The organism is Xenorhabdus sp. SGI 60 (assembly GCF_056632175.1).
Genome location: NZ_CP196860.1, coordinates 3,770,966 through 3,788,030 on the forward strand (window position 1 = coordinate 3,770,966; position 17,065 = coordinate 3,788,030).

13 protein-coding genes are annotated in these 17,065 nt (G+C 46.6%); 5 read left to right on the plus strand and 8 right to left on the minus strand.

What is annotated here, in order from left to right; translation table 11 throughout:
- The first annotated feature begins 32 nt into the window (after positions 1-32).
- The 4 genes from parC to folA all read left to right on the plus strand — a co-directional run bounded on the left by parC (position 33) and on the right by folA (position 5,515).
- Entirely contained in the window at positions 33-2,288 is a 2,256-nt protein-coding gene (gene parC, locus ACSJJG_RS17845) for a DNA topoisomerase IV subunit A (protein ID WP_481090073.1), read from the plus strand.
- Between the two features lie 83 nt (positions 2,289-2,371).
- Positions 2,372-3,103, plus strand: a complete 732-nt coding sequence (locus ACSJJG_RS17850; RefSeq protein ID WP_481090074.1) for a 1-acylglycerol-3-phosphate O-acyltransferase — start codon at positions 2,372-2,374, stop codon at positions 3,101-3,103.
- A 260-nt stretch (positions 3,104-3,363) separates the two neighbouring features.
- Positions 3,364-4,785 carry a cell division protein FtsP gene (ftsP, locus tag ACSJJG_RS17855; RefSeq protein WP_481090075.1) on the plus strand — a complete coding sequence of 474 codons (1,422 nt, stop codon included), beginning with the start codon at positions 3,364-3,366 and terminating at the stop codon, positions 4,783-4,785.
- Between the two features lie 244 nt (positions 4,786-5,029).
- Entirely contained in the window at positions 5,030-5,515 is a 486-nt protein-coding gene (gene folA, locus ACSJJG_RS17860) for a type 3 dihydrofolate reductase (RefSeq protein WP_481090076.1), read from the plus strand.
- A gap of 67 nt (positions 5,516-5,582) precedes the next feature.
- Here the strand turns inward: folA and apaH are convergent, their stop codons facing one another.
- From apaH to lptD, 6 genes are all read right to left on the minus strand, one after another.
- A complete protein-coding gene (gene apaH, locus ACSJJG_RS17865) occupies positions 5,583-6,401 on the minus strand; it encodes a bis(5'-nucleosyl)-tetraphosphatase (symmetrical) ApaH (RefSeq protein ID WP_481090077.1) in 819 nt (272 codons plus the stop codon).
- A gap of 2 nt (positions 6,402-6,403) precedes the next feature.
- Positions 6,404-6,781, minus strand: coding sequence for a Co2+/Mg2+ efflux protein ApaG (apaG, locus tag ACSJJG_RS17870; protein WP_481090078.1), 378 nt, complete (start codon positions 6,779-6,781; stop codon positions 6,404-6,406).
- A gap of 36 nt (positions 6,782-6,817) precedes the next feature.
- The gene (gene rsmA / locus ACSJJG_RS17875; protein ID WP_481090079.1) at positions 6,818-7,633 is read right to left on the minus strand and encodes a 16S rRNA (adenine(1518)-N(6)/adenine(1519)-N(6))-dimethyltransferase RsmA; all 816 of its coding nucleotides are present in this window, start codon (positions 7,631-7,633) and stop codon (positions 6,818-6,820) included.
- The gene (gene pdxA / locus ACSJJG_RS17880) at positions 7,626-8,618 is read right to left on the minus strand and encodes a 4-hydroxythreonine-4-phosphate dehydrogenase PdxA (protein WP_481090475.1); all 993 of its coding nucleotides are present in this window, start codon (positions 8,616-8,618) and stop codon (positions 7,626-7,628) included. Before pdxA ends, rsmA begins: the two co-directional genes overlap by 8 nt.
- Complete coding sequence (surA, locus tag ACSJJG_RS17885; protein WP_481090080.1) at positions 8,608-9,921, minus strand: peptidylprolyl isomerase SurA; 1,314 nt, start codon at positions 9,919-9,921, stop codon at positions 8,608-8,610. Before surA ends, pdxA begins: the two co-directional genes overlap by 11 nt.
- A 64-nt stretch (positions 9,922-9,985) precedes the next feature.
- Positions 9,986-12,352 (minus strand): LPS assembly protein LptD, encoded by a 2,367-nt coding sequence (gene lptD, locus ACSJJG_RS17890; RefSeq protein WP_481090081.1) that lies wholly within the window; start codon positions 12,350-12,352, stop codon positions 9,986-9,988.
- Between the two features lie 182 nt (positions 12,353-12,534).
- On the opposite strand from lptD, the gene djlA reads away from it, so the two are divergent.
- Entirely contained in the window at positions 12,535-13,344 is an 810-nt protein-coding gene (gene djlA / locus ACSJJG_RS17895) for a co-chaperone DjlA (RefSeq protein ID WP_481090476.1), read from the plus strand.
- Between the two features lie 6 nt (positions 13,345-13,350).
- On the opposite strand, the gene rluA is transcribed toward djlA, so the two are convergent.
- On the minus strand, positions 13,351-14,004 hold the full coding sequence (gene rluA, locus ACSJJG_RS17900) for a bifunctional tRNA pseudouridine(32) synthase/23S rRNA pseudouridine(746) synthase RluA (protein WP_481090082.1): 654 nt from the start codon (positions 14,002-14,004) through the stop codon (positions 13,351-13,353).
- A gap of 116 nt (positions 14,005-14,120) precedes the next feature.
- On the minus strand, positions 14,121-17,030 hold the full coding sequence (rapA, locus tag ACSJJG_RS17905; RefSeq protein ID WP_481090083.1) for an RNA polymerase-associated protein RapA: 2,910 nt from the start codon (positions 17,028-17,030) through the stop codon (positions 14,121-14,123).
- Positions 17,031-17,065: the final 35 nt, after the last annotated feature.

Sequence of the window (17,065 nt, forward strand, 5' to 3'; positions counted from 1 at the left end):
ATAGTCAATACAGATCCTGAGGAAATTATTACATGAGTGAGATAACTCACGACGGTGTGGAGCGTCAGCCGCTCCACACGTTCACTGAAAATGCCTATTTGAATTACTCCATGTACGTCATCATGGACAGGGCATTGCCTTTTATTGGTGATGGCTTAAAGCCTGTTCAGCGTCGTATTGTCTATGCGATGTCAGAACTTGGGTTGAGCAGCAGCGCCAAATTTAAAAAATCTGCCCGTACCGTCGGTGATGTTCTTGGTAAATATCATCCACATGGCGATGGGGCTTGTTATGAAGCCATGGTTTTGATGGCACAGCCTTTCTCATACCGCTATCCGTTAGTCGATGGACAAGGTAACTGGGGCGCACCGGATGATCCAAAATCTTTTGCGGCAATGCGTTATACCGAATCCCGCTTGTCCAAATATGCCGAATTGTTGTTGAGTGAGTTGGGGCAAGGAACTGTGGATTGGGTACCAAACTTTGATGGTACATTGCAGGAGCCTAAGTGTTTGCCTGCCCGTTTGCCCAATATTTTGCTCAATGGCACCACCGGCATTGCCGTTGGTATGGCGACTGACATCCCGCCACACAATGCCCGTGAGGTAGTGAACGCACTGGTTACCATGTTGGATAAGCCTGATCTCTCGCTTGATGAGGTCATGGAATATGTCAAAGGACCGGACTACCCGACAGAAGCTGAAATCATCACGCCAAAAGAAGATATCCGCAAAATTTACAAAAGTGGTCGTGGTTCGGTGCGGATGCGGGCAATTTGGTCGAAAGAAGACGGTAACGTCGTGATCACCGCTTTGCCTCATCAGGTATCTGGCGCGAAGGTATTGGAACAAATTGCCAACCAAATGCGGGCGAAAAAGCTGCCGATGGTGGATGATCTGCGTGACGAATCTGATCACGAGAACCCAACCCGTCTGGTGATTGTTCCCCGTACTAACCGCGTGGATGTCGAGCAGGTAATGAACCACCTGTTTGTAACCACCGATCTTGAAAAAAGCTACCGCATTAATCTCAATATGATCGGTCTGGATAACCGTCCTGCTGTTAAGGGGCTGGTTGAAATCCTTAGTGAATGGCTGGTTTTCCGGCGCGAAACCGTGCGTAAACGCTTGAATCATCGTCTGGAAAGAGTGCTTAAGCGTTTGCATATCCTGGAAGGTTTGCTGGCGGCCTATCTTAATATTGATGAAGTCATCCATATTATTCGTCATGAAGATGAGCCTAAGTCAGTATTGATGCAGCGTTTTCAATTAACCGAAACGCAGGCAGAAGCTATTCTTGAACTGAAATTACGTCACCTGGCGAAACTGGAAGAAGTCAAAATCCGTGGCGAACAGGATGAATTGGCGAAAGAACGTGACAAACTTCAGGCGATTTTGGGTTCTGAACGTAAGTTAAATACGTTACTGAAAAAAGAAATTATTGCCGATGCAGAAAACTACGGTGATGACCGCCGCTCCCCACTCAAAGAGCGCTCGGAAGCGAAGGCCATGAGTGATCACGACATCCTGCCGTCTGAGCCGATTACTGTCATCATGTCAGAGATGGGCTGGGTACGTAGTGCGAAAGGGCATGAGATTGATCCGACAGGCTTGAATTACAAATCGGGTGACAGCTTCCGCAGTGCGGTACGTGGCAAGAGTAACCAGCCAGTGGTCTTTATTGATACCACAGGACGTAGTTATTCCCTTGATCCGTTGGATTTACCATCAGCCAGAGGGCAGGGAGAACCATTAACGGGCAAACTGGCATTGCCGGTAGGGGCATCGGTTGAGCATATTTTGATGGCGAAAGAAGATCAGAAATTCTTGATGGCATCTGATGCAGGGTATGGTTTTATCTGTACTTTCAATGAATTGATCGCCAAGAACCGTGCGGGCAAGGCCATGATTACTTTGCCTGAAAATGCCAGGGTGATGCAGCCATTGGAGATTAACAACGAACAGGATGATATGCTACTGGCGCTTACCAAAGCGGGTCGTATGTTGATGTTCCCGGTGTCTGACCTGCCACAGCTTTCAAAGGGTAAGGGCAATAAGATTGTTTCCATCCCGGCGGCACAAGCTGCATCAGGCGAAGATAGGTTGACTTGGTTACTGGTATTGCCCCCACAATCTTCAATCACGCTTTACTTTGGCAAACGCAAGTTACTGCTTCGCTCTGAGGATTTACAGAAATTCAGGGCAGAGAGAGGGCGCAAGGGAGCGTCTCTGCCTCGTGGGTTACAGCGTGTTGAACGCATTGACGTGGTTTGTAATACAAGCAATTAAGCTGCAAATTGCAGGATAAAAGGTATAAATCGTAATTTTAGGCCAGTGTAATGAATGCACTGGCCTTTCAACAAGAGGCCGCTATGTTAGCAATTATTCGGGGAATTATTGTTATTCTGTTTGGAATACTGCTCTTTATTTTTGGAAGTATCTACTGTTTATTCAGCCCACGTAACCCAAGTCATGTTATGACTTTTGGGCGTGCGTTTGGCAAATTACATAAAGTGCTTGGCATTAAGCTGCGGGAACGTATTCCAGAGGAAGCACGGGAATATGGACCTAGCATTTATATTGGTAATCACCAAAATAATTACGACATGGTTACGATGTCGAATGCCGTGCAGCCACGTGCAGTCACCGTGGGCAAAAAAAGCCTGATCTTTATTCCTTTCTTTGGCCAGCTTTATTGGCTGACAGGTAATATTTTGATCGACAGGGATAATCGGACAAAAGCCCATGGCACGATTTCCCAGGTTGTCGATCAGATAAAAAAAAATCGGGTTTCGGTTTGGATGTTTCCGGAAGGAACGCGCAGTCGTGGCCGTGGATTACTGCCCTTTAAAACAGGTGCCTTTCATGCTGCCATTGCAGCAGGTGTGCCTATTGTGCCGGTCTGTGTTTCGACAACCCACGATAAAATAAAGCTAAATCGTTGGGACAATGGCACTGTTATTGTTGAAATGTTGCCCCCGATTGACACCACGAAATATAGCAAAGATCAGGTGCGTGAATTGGCAGAACACTGCCGACAAATGATGAAAACGAAAATTGAAGAATTGGATAAAGAAGTCGAGGTACTTAATCAGCGTAGATAGCTAGTTGGACTGATTATCACTATAATTTTTCGATAATTTTAGAAATTTTCTCCCATTCGCGATATGATTGCGTTTAATAAATTAACGTTTTTATTAAACGCAATCGATAGAATAATAAATCCTGATAGCCACAATATCAGGGTATTCATCCCTGCAATTATTTGAATTAGGCAATCATTGGGAATTGCTATTCGGGTTGTGAAAATTATTTTTATTGTAGAGAGACTATTCCTTCTGTGGAGACCTTCTGTGGAGAAAGTATGTCACTGAGTCGGCGCCAATTTATTCAGGCTTCTGGTTTGGCAATGTGTTTAGGGGCGCTTCCTTTTGTCGTTCGGGCCAACAAAAATCAACAAACCAAATTGCCGCTCCCTCCCTTACTGGAATCCCGCAGAGGGCAACCCCTGTTTTTAGCCATACAAAAAGCCACCTGGTCATTTAATGGTCATAATAAAGCGCAAGTCTGGGGCATCAACGGACATTATTTGGGGCCAACCATTCGGGTTCACCGAGGGGATGATGTCAAACTGATCTATAGCAATCGATTATCTGAACCGGTTTCAATGACCGTCGGGGGATTACTGGTGCCTGGAACCTTGATGGGAGGTTCAGCTCGTTTGATGGCGCCGGGGGAAAGCTGGTCGCCGGTTATCCCGATAGATCAAGTTGCAACGACCTGTTGGTATCATGCCAATACCCCAAATCGCATGGCACGGCATGTTTATGCCGGACTTGCGGGTATGTGGCTGGTGGAAGATGAAAGTAGCCGCAGCCTGCCTTTGCCCAGACATTATGGTGTCGATGATTTTCCTGTTATCTTGCAAGATAAGCGATTGGATAATTTTGGTGTACCGCAATATAACCCGTCAGCTAATCAAGGCTTTCTTGGCGATACCCTGGTGGTTAATGGTGTCGAAAATCCTTTTGTGGAGGTTGCCAGAGGTTGGGTCAGGTTACGTTTCCTGAATGCATCTAATGCCCGGCGATATCAATTGCAACTCAGTGATGGGCGTCCTTTCTACATGATTGCCACTGATCAAGGCTTGCTGCCTGCTCCCGTGACGGTACAGTTATTGTCACTTGCACCGGGAGAACGGCGAGAAGTCTTGATTGATATGTCGAAAGTAGAGAGTGTTACCGTTACGGCGGGAGAGTCCGCTGGTGTCATCGATCGTTTGAAAGGCTTGTTTGAGTCTTCGACCAAACTGTTGTCAACGACGGTATTAACTTTAAAAGCCAGCGGATTACTTCCTTTGGTGACAGATCAACTACCGAACCAGCTTATCGTTGATAATCCCCAGATCAACTCTACCATTCAAAGTCGTCAGATTGATTTGGGCGATTATTCTCAAGGGATTAATGGCTCACGGCTGAATGAGCATCGAATCGATATCACAAGCCAACAAGGCGCATGGGAACGTTGGATAGTCACAACGTCAGTGCCCCAGCCTTTCCATATTGAAGGGGTAAGATTTAAGGTCATCAGCCTGAATGGTAACCGTCCAGAGCCACAGGATTATGGTTGGAAAGATACCGTTTGGATTGAGAGTCGTGCTGAGTTGCTGGTTAATATGATGCAGCCGTCTTATGATCATTTTCCTTTCATGTATTACAGCCAGATATTGGAGATGGCAGATCGTGGGGTTGCCGGACAGTTAATTGTCAATCCTGCTGGTTTTTAAATGAAATCTTTGCTCTGACTTTACTCGTTTCTGGCTCTGTTTTAGATCGATATTCTGTCAAATTGAATTAAGTTGTTATTTTCTGCCTGCTTGTTAAGTAATAATCTGTTAAACAACGGATTGTTTGACAATTCGCGGGCAAACTCACTATTTGTTTGGATAAATAGCTAATTTTATCGACTGCGAGTAACCCTTTCCGTATAGTGTCCCAAATTTTCATACTACTTGGCTGTAAGGTGATTTAATGATTATCAGCTTGATTGCTGCGATGGCTATGGATCGAGTTATCGGTATGGAAAATACCATGCCGTGGACTTTGCCGGGTGATTTAGCCTGGTTTAAACGCAATACACTCGGAAAGCCAGTTGTAATGGGGCGAGTGACTTATGAATCGATTGGCCGTCCTTTGCCAGGGCGCCTGAATATCGTGATTAGCAGTCAACCTGTAAATGATGATCGGGTGACTTGGGTTAACTCTATCGAAGCTGCTTTATCAGCTGCTGGCGATGTTAACGAAGTTATGGTGATGGGAGGAGGGCAAATTTATGAGCAGTTTATTCCTCTGGCTAATCGTATGTATCTGACTCACATTGATGCAGAAGTGATTGGTGATACGCATTTCCCTGATTATGAACCTGATGAATGGAATTCAACATTTACCGAATACCACGATGCAGATGAAAACAATTCTCATAGCTATTGTTTTGAAATTCTGGAACGCCGAGAGTGAGTTAATCTTACGTGCGGAGTGCCTTGGGGCACTCCAGTGTCACAGGCAGGTTTATTATTTATCAGCCTTATGATTTGGGTAATGAATCCTGGCTGAAATACTGCTTATCTTCCCAACGAAGCAGGGTCAATTTACCTCCCCAACAACACCCCGTATCCAGAGCGTAGATGCCAGCGGGAGTGCCTTGACCTTCCAGGGCTGCCCAGTGACCAAAGGCGATGGAATAGCCATCAGGAATGCTGCGCGGTAATGCGAACCAGGGTTTTAGTGGAGCAGGGGCATTTTCCGGTTTGGATTTGCAGCTCATATCCAATTGTCCATGTGGAAAACAATAACGCATTCGGGTCAAAACATTAGTACTGTAACGTAACCGAGCAAGTCCGCTTAACTCTGGCGTCCAATTGTTCGGCATATCCCCATACATTTCATTGAGAAACAAGGGATAACTGTCACTGCGAAGAATGGCTTCCACTTCACGGGCACATATTTTGGCTGTTTCCAGATCCCATTGTGGAGTGAGTCCGGCATGTGCCATGATGAGTTTCAGTTCTTCATCAATTTGCAGCATTGGCTGTTTTCTCAACCAATTTATTAATTCATCGACATCCGGCGCCGCGAGTAATTCATCCAGCAAATCTTTCGGTTTATTGCGGCTGATCTTAGCGTAAACCGCCAACAGATGCAGATCGTGATTGCCCAATACCAGTTTAACTGCGGAGCCGAGTTGCTTAATGTAGCGAAGTACTGCCAATGAATCAGGGCCACGAGCGACCAGATCGCCGGTTAACCATAAAGTGTCTTCACTGGAATTAAAATCGACTTGTTCTAACAAGGCGCGAAATTCACGATAACAGCCGTGAATATCGCCAATAAGGTATGTAGCCATAATTAATTTATCAGTGTTGAAATAGCCAGCCGGAACACGGGAATGGCGACACGGAATGGACGACCATCGTGATCGATCATGTTATAGTGACCTTCCATTGTCCCCAGAGGTGTTTCCAAAATAGCGCCACTACTGTAGCGATATTCTGTTCCCGGTGGGATCAAAGGTTGTTTTCCCACAACCCCTTCACCCTGAACTTCGGTTTGGTGACCATCACTGTTGGTAATGCGCCAGTAACGGCTGATAAGTTGCACAGGGGAATGCCCAAGATTGCGAATTGATACGGTATAAGCAAACACAAAACGTTGTTGTTCCGGCTGTGATTGACTTTCTACGTAAGTACTTTGTACTTGAATATGAATTCTTGGTTCATTGAGCATAGATACCTCCTGTTGCTGCAACGCCTGTTTATGTGTTTAGGCAATTTCAGGTTGAGATGATAACCAGTTCGCCATCTTACAGTATTGTTCGACAGAGATGTTTTCAGCCCGCGTGTTTGGATCAACACCTAATTCAGTTAACTGTTCAACAGAAAAAATGTTCCCAAGGCTATTGCGGATCGTTTTTCTCCGTTGGTTAAATGCCTGCGTTGTGATCCGGGTTAACATACGAATATCCTGAACAGGATAAGGCATACTCTTGTGTGGGATCAAACGCACAATAGCAGAATCCACTTTTGGCGCGGGTGTAAATGCCGTTGGCGGTACTTCAAGAACAGGTATTACCTGACAGTAGTATTGTGCCATCACACTTAAGCGTCCATAGGCTTTACTGTCAGGCCCTGCGACAAGACGATTCACAACTTCTTTCTGCAACATAAAGTTCATATCAGCGATAGCATCAGTATAGCTGAAAAGATGGAACATTAACGGCGTAGAGATGTTATAAGGCAAGTTACCAAATACACGCAGGGATTGCCCATGTTCTTTGGCAATCTGACCAAAATCAACGGTCATTGCATCTTGTTGAATGATTGTCAGTTTATCTTTCAGTTTGGGGTGGACGTGCAAACGAGCCGCTAAATCACGGTCAAGCTCGACGACAGTCATCTTATCCATGCGTTCACCCACTGGCTCTGTTAGTGCCCCCAGACCTGGGCCGATTTCCACGATGGATTGGCCGGCCTGTGGGTTCATCGCATTGACAATACTATCAATGATAAATTGATCGGTTAAAAAGTTTTGCCCGAAACGTTTACGGGCATGGTGCCCTTGATGGACTTTGTTATTCATTACTGTTTTGTATCATTTTAATTGCTAGATTCAATGCGGTGATAAAACTACCCACATCAGCTTGACCTGTCCCCGCCAGCTCCAGTGCTGTGCCATGATCGACAGAAGTTCGGATAAATGGCAGTCCCAACGTAATATTCACGGCCCTGCCAAAACCCTGGTATTTTAACACGGGTAACCCTTGATCGTGATACATCGAAAGCACGGCATCAGCATGATCTAAATATTTGGGTTGGAACAGGGTATCCGCAGGTAATGGACCTTCCAACCATATCCCTTCTGCCCTCAGACTGTCTAAAGCAGGAATGATGATATCTATTTCTTCATGTCCCATATGCCCACCTTCACCGGCATGAGGATTCAGACCGCAAACATAGATATGGGGACGGGGGATACCGAATTTGGTTTTTAGATCATGATTAAGAATGGTGATCACTTCCCGCAGGGAATCAAACGTAATTGCGTTGGGGACATCCAGAATCGGCAGGTGCGTGGTTGCCAACGCTACCCGTAGCTCTTCCGTTGCTAACATCATGACCACCCTTGAGCATTGGCTGTGGTCAGCAAAAAACTCAGTATGTCCGATAAAAGGCACGCCTGCATCATTAATGACACCTTTATGTACAGGTCCTGTCACCAATGCTGAAAATTCTCCATTCAGGCAACCATCGCAGGCTCTTGCTAAGGTTTCCGTGACGTAAATACCATTTTTCCGGTTTAACTCCCCTGCAATCGTCGGGGAGTGAAGATTAACGGGCAGGATGGTTAAGGTTCCGGCTGCTTGTGATAACGAAATGTGTTCTGGAGAATAAGTTTGCAGTTGCAGAGGTAAATTCAATTGCTTAGCCCGGGAGAGCATCAGCTCTGGATCGGCACAGACAACCAGTTGGCTAGGCCATTCTTTTTGCGCCAAGGCAATGACTAAGTCAGGGCCAACCCCGGCAGGTTCGCCGGGGGTAATGACGATGGGTTTATTATTGAGCATCGTTGCCATCTAAAATTTTCACATAAGCAGAGGCGCGTAATTCCTGCACCCAGTTTTGTGCTTCTTCATTAAATTTACGGTTGAACAGCAGGCGGTAAGCACGATCTTTCTGTGTTGAATCAGTTCTGTCAACTTTGCGGCTGTCCAGCAGCTGGATTAAGTGCCAGCCGAAAGAGGAGTGAACAGGCTGGCTGATCTCACCTTTTTGCAGCTTCATCAACGCATCACGGAAAGCAGGATCGTAAGCACTCGGCAAATTCCAACCCAGTTCTCCACCACGCATGGCTGAACCTGGATCTTCTGAATGCGCTTTTGCTGCTTCTTCGAATGAAGTTTTGCCACTTAAGATCTCTTCTCTGAGTTTCATCAACTCGTTGCGTGCCTGCTCGTCATTCATAATCGGTGATGTTTTCAGCAGAATATGGCGAGCATTCACTTCGGTGACGGCAATTGGCATCTGACCACCACGGATATCGTTCACTTTCAGAATGTGAAAACCAGCACCGGAACGAATTGGGCCAATAATCTGCCCCTTATGGGCAGACTTGAGCTGTGCAGCGTACAGGGATGACAATTCTTGCGGTTTGTTCCAACCCATATTTCCCCCTTTCAGGGCTTGGGTATCACCGGAATAGGAGAGGGCTAATTTGCCGAAATCCACGCCATTCTGGAGTTCAGACAAGATTTTTTTGATCGTGGTTTCCGCTTTTTCTACCTGCTCCTGGCTTGGGTTTTCTGGCAGAGGGATCAGAATCTGGCTGAGATTTACCTCATAGCCCTGACTGTCTTGGTTGCTGATTTGGTTAGCCAGTGAATCAACTTCCTGTGGCAGGATAGTAATGCGGCGGCGTACCTCATTGTTACGTACTTCTGCAATCATCATCTCCTTGCGGATCTGATTACGGTAGGTATCAAAACTCATCCCTTCTGCGGTCAGATTTTGTTTTAACTGAGCAAGGCTCAAGTGGTTTTGAGCCGCAATATTCGCGAGTGCAGAATCTAAGGCTTGATCCGGGATAGTTAGCTGCATCCGGTTTGCTATTTGCAGAACAATATCATCCATAATCAGGCGCTCAAGGATTTGGTGACGCAATGTTTTCTCATCCGGTAATTGCTGGCCTGCATGTTTTGCATTGAGTTTAACGGATTGTAAAAGGCTGTTAACGTCACTTTCCAGTACGACATCGTTGTTAACAATGGCAGCGACCTTATTCAGCTCTTGATTCAGCTCTTGTGGAGCAGCCATTGCGACAGAGTTTACTGAAAACATCAATCCGAAAATGAGCGATCTCCAGTTCTTCATACATTTCCCATCATATCAATCCCGCCTTGGCAGGGTTATTTTGTTTACATTGCGTTTATCGGTATCAGAATGCATGTTGGTATGGAAGAATACCTTGCTGCAACATTTTCTGACTACCTAAACTATGATTGTTACTTAAGCCACGAAGTTCAATATTGAATGACCATTTGTTGTCATATTGACTGCTTTCGAAGCGCCAGTTGGTGATCTTGCGTTCATAACCTACACTGACTGCCCAGCAGCAGGTGTTGTATTGCAAACCGACCATCTGGTTTGCCGGCTGTTTCTCTTTGGTATCGTAGTAATAAGCCCCGACAAATGCCCAACGATCTGACAATGGCCAGCTTGCTACCATACCAATCTGAGAAATTCCTTGCTGATAAGCGGGGGCGCCTCCCTTGAGTGTGGCATGAATATAATCGCGGTCAACAAAACGGTAGCTTAACTGCAACATGCGATCAGCATCACGGCGGTATTCCATTACGGCATTACCCATAGTGAAGCTGTCCAGACGATTATCATATTGCAGCCCGCCTTTGATGCCCCAGGAATCATTGATTCTCCAGTGTACATCTCCAGCCCAGGTTGTCGCCCCCGTTCCTTTTTTGTTTCCTATGATATCCTTACTACCTGAAACAGACTGAGTATCTTCGGTACGTGGACGTTCAAAGTAGTAGATTTGACCTACGGACAGGCTAAAACGTTCAACCAAATCTTCATCATAAATACGGGTAGTCACGCCAGTGGTAAATTGATTGGCAGACGAGATGCGATCCAAGCCGCTGTAAAAGCGATCGCGGAACAGCCCGGTATAGTCCGATTGCAGCAGGGAAGAATCAAAGTTATTGATGTTGTTTTGATTCTTATAAGGCACATAGAGATATTGAACGCGTGGCTCCAGCGTCTGGGTATAATCCTGGTTAAAATACATGGCGCGTTCAAACACCATCTTCGCATCTGATTTAAATACCGGCAGGAGACGGTTTACCGATCTTTCCAATGACGCCGTATCAGACTTGTTTTTGGTCGTTTCTGAAATATCTTGCTCATAGTGCGTCGCCATCAATTTAAATTCATTATTGATGCTCGCCCAGCCATTAGAGAGTGGTAAGTTAATGGCGGGTTCCAAATGCCAGCGTGTTGCATCTGGCCACTGATTGCCGACACTGGTAAATTTCGCTACTTGGGCATAAGTATGAAAATCAAAGGGTCCCAGATTATTCTTATAGTAATTAAAGTCTAACTGAGGGGCAGCCCGATAAGCTTTTTTGCTATCACTGAGGGTAAAGATTTGGAACTGTTTGGTTGTCAGTGTGGTATTCCAGCTTTGTTGAGCATAGCCAATACTGAATTTCTGAGTGGCATAGCCATCGGTGCTGGAACCGTATTGTGAGTTGAAGTCACTGAAATAGTTCGGATCACTAACTTTGGTATAATCAGCACTGAAACGCCAAACCTGATTCATGACGCCACTGTGATTCCAGTAGAACAACCAGCGGCTGTTGCTATCCCGCTCAGGTCTGACATTGAGTCTTTTATCCTCTTCATACAGACGATCACGCCCAATCCAATCCAGCGCAACTGTACCTGCCCCCGCTTGGGTTAAATAACGGAATTCATTATCCAGCTTCAAACCCCGCATCGTGATGAGATGCGGAGTAATCGTGGCATCATAGTTGGGCGCAATGTTCCAATAATATGGCAGCAGGAATTGGAAGCCATCTTTGTTGGAAAAACTGGCATTCGGAATTAAGAAACCAGAACGGCGTTTATCCCCGATGGGTAATTGCAAATAGGGCGTATAAAACACCGGCACATTGGCAACGCGAAAACGGGCATTCCAGATTTCGGCGACTTCTTCTTCACGGTCAAGGATGACCTCAGAACCCACGACACTCCAGCTATCATTACCGGGCAGACAGGAAGTAAATATCCCATTATTCATGATGGTATAGCGGTTTTCATCACGCAGCATCATCTTATCTGCGCTACCACGTCCCTGACGACCAACCATCTGATACTTGCCTTGTTCAACGTCGGTATCTTTATTGTTCAGATTCGCCCAGGCGCGTGGTCCCTTCAAAATGATCTGCGGGTCATCATAGCTGACATTACCTACTGCGGTAACAGTGCGCACAGGTTCTTTATCCTGCTCTTGTGTCTGTTCGAGCCGAACCTTATCGGCTATCAGTGTTTTATTTCCCTGTTGGATATTCACATTGCCAATGAACTCAGCCGCATTGGGATATTCACCGTGAGAATCATCGGACTGAATATAAACGGGCAGTTTATTAGGGTCGCCTGTGATAATCGGCTTATCGTAGACAGGTACACCCAGCATACATTGTGCTGCGAGGTCAGCATGGGCTTGCTGACTATAAAGTGCTGCCCATACCATTGTGGCCAGCAGGGTAGGATAACATTTATTCATAGATGTTTATGCGGTTCCGTCATCAGTGGCATCGTGCCGGCAAACGCTCAGAGACTAACGTAGTTGAGAGATATGCGCCAGAGTAAAGTTTAACTTTGCTAATCTTGTTGTTAGGCACAGAGCTTAATGGATAGTATGATAATGCAAAATTGCGCTCAGGGCATTGGGGAATTGAAGACTATATGCAGTATTGGGGAAAATTATTCGGATTGATATTTGGGATTGCATCTGGTGCGGGTTTTTGGGGGATAGTGATTGGCTTAGTGCTTGGTCACATCCTTGACAAAATCAGGATGCAAAAATTGGGGAGAACAACGAAAGGCCCAACCCGACAGGCGCTGTTTTTCCGCAGTACTTTTCAAGTATTGGGGCATTTAACCAAAGCAAAAGGTCGGGTAACAGAAACGGATATCCAGCTCGCCACCCAATTGATGAACAGAATGCAACTGCATGGTGAGGCACGACTTTCCGCGCAGCAGGCGTTTCGTGAAGGCAAACAGTCTCAATTTCCTTTGCGTGAAACATTGCGACAATTACGCCGTGCTTGCTTCGGCCGTTCTGATTTGATCCGCATGTTTCTGGAAATTCAGCTACAAGCAGCATTTGCTGATGGCGAACTGCATCCCAATGAAAGAAAGGTTCTGTTTGTCATTGCCGAAGAGTTAGGTATCTCCCGTATTCAATTTGAACAATTCCTTGCCATGATGGAAGGCGGCCGCCATTTCAGTGGACAGTACCAGCAATATGGGCACCATCAAGGCCATGAGCAGCAGCGTGCGACATTGGAAGATGCTTGTAAGGTATTGGGCGTCAATAAACAGGATGATGCGACCACCATTAAGCGGGCTTATCGAAAATTGATGAGTGAGCACCATCCCGATAAACTGGTGGCAAAAGGTTTACCACCAGAAATGATGGAACTGGCGAAACAAAAGACGCAGTCCATTCAGTCAGCTTACGATTTGATTAAAAAGGAGCGGGGCTTTAAATAGCGCTCGTTAGAATTCGGCTTTACACTCAAAATGCATTGGTGTGCCATAAGCCGGATGAGTAATAAACAGTTCTTGAGCATGTAATTGTAGGCGAGGCGCCATTTCCCTTGCCTGCGTATGGGCATAGAACTTATCTCCCAGAATGGGATGACTAAGTGCCAACATATGTACCCGAAGCTGATGAGAGCGCCCTGTGATGGGGACGAGCCTGACCCGTGTAGCCTGGGCTTCATATTCCAGTACCTGATACTCAGTTTGTGCGGATTTGCCCGTATCAAAACAGACTTTTTGTTTTGGGCGATTCGGCCAGTCGCAGATTAAGGGCAGATCCACCAAGCCTTTTTCCTGCTCCAGCTTTCCCCATACCCGCGCGATATAGATTTTTTTCGGTTCACGTTCACGGAACTGGCGTTTCAACTCACGCTCGGCGGCTTTAGTCAGCGCCACAACCATGATACCGCTGGTCGCCATATCCAATCGATGGACTGATTCAGCGGTAGGAAATTCAGCTTGTATCCGCGTCATGATACTGTCCTTGTGCTCTTCTGCTTTACCCGGCACAGAAAGCAATCCACTGGGTTTGTTGACAACCATAATGTGCTCGTCCTGATACAGCACATATAACCAAGGATCTGTCGGGGGATTATAAGACTCCAGCATAGTGGCTCCAATGGGTCGGAAAAAATTGGATTCCCCAGGGGCATCTTGCGGAAAACGCCCCTGAGTTTACCGAATGACAGGTTATTGCTGTCTATTTATTTGTGAGAAACAACGACTTATTGATGAGAAATAACCACCAAACGAATCGCATCCAGACGCCAGTTGGCCTGATCAAGATTGAGCAGCAGATGCTTATGCTCGGCGCTAATCGCTTCCAGTTCATCATCACGGATATTTGGGTTAACCGCTTTCAGGGCTTCCAGACGTGACAATTCAGCCGACAGCGCTTCATCAGCTTCTTTCTTTGCTTTCTCAATCAACGCACGCGCTTGCGCTTCAATCAGCGACTCAGATTGTTGCAAGATAGCATGAATCTCTTTCTGTACCGCATTAACCAGCTTGCTGGCGTTATGGCGGTTGATAGCGTTTAGCTGGCGGTTGAAACTTTCAAATTCCACCTGAGGAGCCAGATTGGTGCCTTTCAGATCCAACAACAGGCGCACTGGCGTTGGTGGCAAGAAACGGGTCAATTGCAGGTGCTTCGGTGCCTGAGCTTCAACAACGTAAATCAACTCAACCAACAGCGTCCCGACTGGCAGCGCTTTGTTTTTCAGGATGGAAACGGCACAGCTTCCCGTATCTCCCGACAGGATTAAATCCAGGCCATTGCGAATGATGGGGTGTTCCCAGCTCAGAAACTGAGTATCTTCGCGGGAGAGTGCTTTTTCACGGTCAAACGTAATCGAGCAGCCATCTTTGGGTAACCCCGGGAAATCAGGCACCAGCATATGATCGGATGGATGCAGAGCAATAATATTGTCGCAGCGATCTTCCTGATTAATGCCAATAATATCGAACAGATTCAGGGCAAAATTCACCAAATCGGTATCGTTATCTTGTGCAGCAATCTTTTCTGCCAGCTTCTGGCCTTGCTCGCCACCGTTGGAGTTCATCTCCAGCAGACGGTCACGTCCTTGTTCCAATTGCTGCTTAAGCTTGTCATGATGCCCGCGACATTCGGCAATAAACTCACTGAAACCCGTTTGCTCATTAGGTTTGGCAAGGAAATTGAGCAGGGTTTCATAATACTTGTCATAGATAGAGCGGCCTGTGGGACAAGTATGCTCAAAGGCATCCAGCCCTTCGTGATACCAGCGCAGGAGAATAGATTGCGCAGTATTTTCCAGATAAGGCACACTGATTTTGATATTACGGTTTTGACCGATACGATCCAGACGACCGATACGTTGTTCCAGCAAATCAGGATTGAATGGCAAATCAAACATGACAAGCTGGTTGGCAAACTGGAAGTTACGCCCTTCTGAACCAATTTCAGAGCAGAGTAGCACTTGCGCGCCTTCTTCCGCAGACGCAAAGTATGCGGCGGCACGATCACGCTCCAGCAAGGACAAACCTTCGTGGAACACTGCACTGCGGATGCCTTCGCTTTCACGCAAAATTTGCTCCAGTTGCAGCGCAGTTTCTGCTTTAGCACAGATCACCAGCACTTTCTCATCGCGGTTTGCCATCAAGAAACCCATCAGCCATTCTACGCGAGGATCGAAATTCCACCATGTGGCATTTTCCCCTTCGAATTCCTGATAGATCCGCTCAGGATAGAGCATATCTTTGGCGCGAGACTCCACCGTCTTTTTAACCCCCATGATTTCAGAAACCTTGATTGCCGTCTGATATTGGGCTGGCAATGGTAACTTGATCTCGTGCAATTCACGATGCGGGAAACCTTTCACACCGCCACGGGTGTTACGGAAAAGCAGGCGGCTGGTGCCGTGACGATCCATCAACATAGTGATCAGTTCGCGACGCGCATCTTCGCTCTCTCCATCCTGATTGCTGTTTGCTGCTTTCAGCAGAGGCTCAATATCCTGTTCGCTGATCAGTTCAACGATGGCATTTTGCTGGTCATTGTTCAGAGTTTCACCGGACAACAACAACGTTACGGCATCCGCAACAGGGCGGTATTTTTGTTGTTCATCAATGAAAGCCTGATAATCGTGGAAACGATTTGGGTCCAGCAGGCGCAGGCGGGCAAAGTGACTTTCTTGCCCTAACTGCTCTGGTGTCGCCGTTAACAATAAGACAGACGGGATTTGTTCTGCCAATTGTTCGATAACTTGATATTCGCGGCTTGGGGATTTTTCGCTCCATGCCAGATGGTGCGCTTCATCCACTACCATCAAATCCCAGCTTGCCTCCAGCAGAAGTTCAAAACGTTGCTTATTGCGGCGAACAAAATCTAAGGAACAGATAATCAACTGTTCTGTTTCGAATGGATTATCGCTGTCATGCAGTGCTTCGCTATATCGGTCATCATCAAACAGCGAAAAACGCAGGTTGAAACGACGCAGCATTTCTACCAGCCATTGGTGCTGCAAACTTTCCGGCACAATGATTAATACACGTTCAGCCCGCCCGGCCATTAATTGCTGATGGATAATCATCCCAGCTTCAATGGTCTTACCTAATCCGACTTCATCCGCCAGTAATACCCGTGGCGCGTGTCGCTTGCCTACTTCATTGGCAATGTGTAATTGGTGAGGGATCAAGCTGGCACGAATACCTCGTAGCCCGCTTTCTGCCAACCGGAACTGTTCGCTTTGGTGCTTACGGGCGCGAAAACGCAGAGCAAAGCGATCCATGCGGTCAATTTGACCTGCAAACAGGCGATCTTGTGGCTTGTTAAACGTCAGCTTGCTATCCAGAAAAACTTCCCGCAAGCAGGTATTTTCTTCTTCCGTATCCAGACGCGTACCAACATAGATCAGCAGGCCATTATCTTGTTGGACATCATTAATCTTGAGTTTCCAGCCTTCGTGACTGGTCACGGTATCGTCCACATTAAACATAACACGGGTGATGGGGGAGTCATTGCGTGCGTAAAGGCGGTTTTCTCCGCTGGCAGGGAAGAGTAACGTTACCATGCGCGCATCAAGCGCCACGACTGTTCCTAATCCAAGTTCGCTTTCTGTATCGCTTATCCAGCGTTGACCAAGAGTAAATGGCATAAATTTTGGCTCAGTTTTCTGTTAGACAATATTAT